At 49.3% G+C, this 3113-nt stretch carries 1 rRNA gene; it reads left to right on the forward strand.

The features are described from left to right. Positions 1-176 precede the first annotated feature (176 nt). Positions 177-3091: ribosomal RNA gene (locus JC2156_RS00180) — 23S ribosomal RNA — on the forward strand. Positions 3092-3113: the final 22 nt, after the last annotated feature.

Raw genomic sequence — 3113 nt, forward strand, 5'->3', positions numbered from 1 at the left:
AATATAAATTGAACCGAGTAAATCAATAGTTGATCATCGCAATGATGATTGACAGTGAATTACACCGCGTTATTTTTTGAGTTTTTTAATTAGTTCATCACAATATTTATATTGTGGTAATCGCAAGCGACCGTTAGGTCGCATACTCAAGCTTGAATCATCAACGAAAGTTGATCGGTTAAGTTATTAAGGGCGCATGGTGAATGCCTTGGCACTAGGAGCCGATGAAGGACGGTACTAACACCGATATGCTTCGGGGAGCTGTAAGTAAGCTTTGATCCGGAGATTTCCGAATGGGGGAACCCAACTTGTTATGCAAGTTATCACTAGTTGAATATATAGACTAGTTGAAGGTAGACGTTGTGAACTGAAACATCTCATTAGCAACAGGAGTAGAAAGAAATATCGATTCCGTCAGTAGCGGCGAGCGAACCCGGAAGAGCCCAAACCAAAGTGCTTGCACTTTGGGGTTGTAGGACTACCGTTGTGGAGTTACAAAATTGTATGTTAGTCGAAGTGGTTGGGAAACCACGCGAAACAAGGTGATAGCCCTGTAGACGAAAACGTACAATCTCCCGTGTAGGATCCTGAGTACGGCCGGACACGTGAAATCCGGTCGGAATCTGGGAGGACCATCTCCCAAGGCTAAATACTACCTAGTGACCGATAGTGAACCAGTACCGTGAGGGAAAGGTGAAAAGCACCCCGGAAGGGGAGTGAAAAAGTTCCTGAAACCATGTGCCTACAAGAAGTCAGAGCCCGTTAATGGGTGATGGCGTGCCTTTTGTAGAATGAACCGGCGAGTTATGATTACATGCAAGGTTAAGGTGGAAAGACCGGAGCCGTAGCGAAAGCGAGTCTGAAATGGGCGACATAGTATGTAGTTGTAAACCCGAAACCAGGTGACCTACCCATGTCCAGGGTGAAGGTGTGGTAAGACGCACTGGAGGCCCGAACCTGTGCATGTTGAAAAATGCTAGGATGAGGTGTGGGTAGAGGTGAAATTCCAATCGAACTTGGAGATAGCTGGTTCTCTCCGAAATAGCTTTAGGGCTAGCCTCGGAATGTAGCGTATTGGAGGTAGAGCACTGTTTTGGTGCGGGGCCCATCTCGGGTTACCAAATTAAGATAAACTCCGAATGCCAATTACGTATGTCCGGGAGTCAGACAGTGAGTGATAAGATCCATTGTCGAAAGGGGAACAGCCCAGATCGTCAGTTAAGGTCCCTAAGTGTGTGTTAAGTGGAAAAGGATGTGGAGTTGCATAGACAACTAGGATGTTGGCTCAGAAGCAGCCACCATTTAAAGAGTGCGTAATAGCTCACTAGTCGAGTGATTCTGCGCCGAAAATGTACCGGGGCTAAACACACCACCGAAACTACGGGTGCCACGTAAGTGGCGCGATAGGAGAGCGTTCTATGGGCAATGAAGTCAGACCGTGAGGACTGGTGGAGCGCATAGAAGTGAGAATGCCGGTATGAGTAGCGAAAGACAGGTGAGAATCCTGTCCACCGAATGACTAAGGTTTCCTGGGGAAGGCTCGTCCTCCCAGGGTTAGTCGGGACCTAAGGCGAGGCCGAAAGGCGTAGTCGATGGATAACTGGTTGAGATTCCAGTACCAGGTGAACATGTTTGAACGATGGAGGGACGCAGAAGGCTAATGGATCCCAGCGACTGGAAGTGCTGGGTTAAATCACAAGTTTTGGGAGTAGTTAAATGCTTATCCCTTTAAGAACAAGTGATGATGAGGATCGAAATAAAGTAGAGAAGTCCATGATGTCACGCTGCCGAGAAAAGCTTCTAGTTAGTGTTTACCTGCCCGTACCGCAAACCGACACAGGTAGTCGAGGAGAGAATCCTAAGGTGTGCGAGTGAACTCTCGTTAAGGAACTCGGCAAAATGACCCCGTAACTTCGGGAGAAGGGGTGCTCAGCGCAAGCTGAGCCGCAGTGAATAGGCCCAGGCGACTGTTTATCAAAAACACAGGTTTCTGCAAAATCGAAAGATGACGTATAGGGGCTGACGCCTGCCCGGTGCTGGAAGGTTAAAAGGAGTGCTTAGCTTCGGCGAAGGTGCGAATTGAAGCCCCAGTAAACGGCGGCCGTAACTATAACGGTCCTAAGGTAGCGAAATTCCTTGTCGGGTAAGTTCCGACCCGCACGAAAGGCGTAACGATCTGGGCACTGTCTCAACGAGAGACTCGGTGAAATTTAAATACCCGTGAAGATGCGGGTTACCCGCGACAGGACGGAAAGACCCCATGGAGCTTTACTGTAGCTTGATATTGAGTGCTTGTGCAGCTTGTACAGAATAGGTAGGAGCCGTAGAAATCGGAACGCTAGTTTCGATGGAGGCAATAGTGGGATACTACCCTCGTTGTATGATCACTCTAACTCACACCACTAATCGTGGTGGAAGACAGTGTCTGGCAGGCAGTTTGACTGGGGCGGTCGCCTCCTAAAAGGTAACGGAGGCGCTCAAAGGTTCGCTCAGAATGGTTGGAAATCATTCGCAGAGTGTAAAGGCATAAGCGAGCTTGACTGCGAGACTAACAGGTCGAGCAGGTACGAAAGTAGGACTTAGTGATCCGGTGGTTCCGCATGGAAGGGCCATCGCTCAACGGATAAAAGCTACCCTGGGGATAACAGGCTTATCTCCCCCAAGAGTCCACATCGACGGGGAGGTTTGGCACCTCGATGTCGGCTCATCGCATCCTGGGGCTGTAGTCGGTCCCAAGGGTTGGGCTGTTCGCCCATTAAAGCGGTACGCGAGCTGGGTTCAGAACGTCGTGAGACAGTTCGGTCCCTATCCGTCGCGGGCGTAGGAAATTTGAGAGGAGCTGCCCTTAGTACGAGAGGACCGGGGTGGACGTACCACTGGTGTATCAGTTGTTCCGCCAGGAGCATCGCTGAGTAGCTATGTACGGATGAGATAAACGCTGAAAGCATCTAAGTGTGAAACTCGCCTCGAGATGAGATTTCCCATTCGAAAGAAGTAAGACCCCTTATAGATGATGAGGTAGATAGGCTAGAAGTGGAAGTACCGTGAGGTATGGAGCGGACTAGTACTAATGGTTCGAGGACTTAACCAAGTTGAATACGACGTGGTGGTTC

It is taken from the genome of Weissella koreensis KCTC 3621, assembly GCF_000277645.1.